1 protein-coding gene is annotated in these 723 nt (G+C 41.5%); it reads right to left on the bottom strand.

The window, feature by feature from the left end:
* On the bottom strand, positions 1-605 hold a 605-nt coding region (locus ACFIQE_RS11130), incomplete at its 3' end, for a POTRA domain-containing protein (RefSeq protein WP_375707776.1).
* Positions 606-723: the final 118 nt, after the last annotated feature.

Below are 723 nucleotides of genomic sequence, written 5' to 3'. Positions count from 1 at the left end.
AAAAGCCGATTGATTTGATCAAGCCCTTGCTCTATCTGGCGCAGATTGGTCGGCTTTCCAATAAGGTTTGGAAAAGCTGTGGTGATTTCTCCTTGAAGTCTCCTCTCAACTTTATGCCCATCAAGGGTAATATCTTCCATCACACCTTCAACAACAACGATCTTGAGATGACCGCCGCTTAAATCTTGCTCAGGCAAATAAGCCCGCACTGCAATATAGCCGCGCTTCATATAAAGCTTGGTCACCGCTTTGAGCACTTTATTGATTTCGGCAATCCCCAAACACCGTCCTTCCCAAAGAGAAATGGCTTCATGAAGGTCGGTATGAGAAATCAACTGAACATCAACAAATTCAATGCTTTTGATCAGCAAACAGGTTGTACTAGGCGAAGCACCATAGGCAGATGTGGTATCATCGTCTGGCAAAAATATCCCATGTGTTTCGTTTCTACGGTGCAATCGTTGAAAACGCTGTTGTTGTGTTTGTTGTCGTTGGATGCTCTCTGATTGATTAATCGCTTTCTCACGAATATTTTGGGCAAAACTCGGCAACGAGAAAAGGCACAAAATAGCCGCAAAAACAAAAGTGAAAAAAAATCTATGCATTCATTGTGCCCTCAAAATGAGCAACAAAATGATCCCCATCATCAGCGTCACAGAAAAAATCGCCAACCGCGTAACAATTTTTTAATTTTTTGATGAGAATAATACTTATAACATCTGA

The sequence above is a fragment of the Bartonella sp. AA1HLJMS genome (assembly GCF_042197445.1).
Taxonomy (GTDB): Bacteria; Pseudomonadota; Alphaproteobacteria; order Rhizobiales; family Rhizobiaceae; genus Bartonella.
Note: the sequence above shows the minus strand (reverse complement) of the source record. Positions and strands in the feature narration are given on the sequence as shown.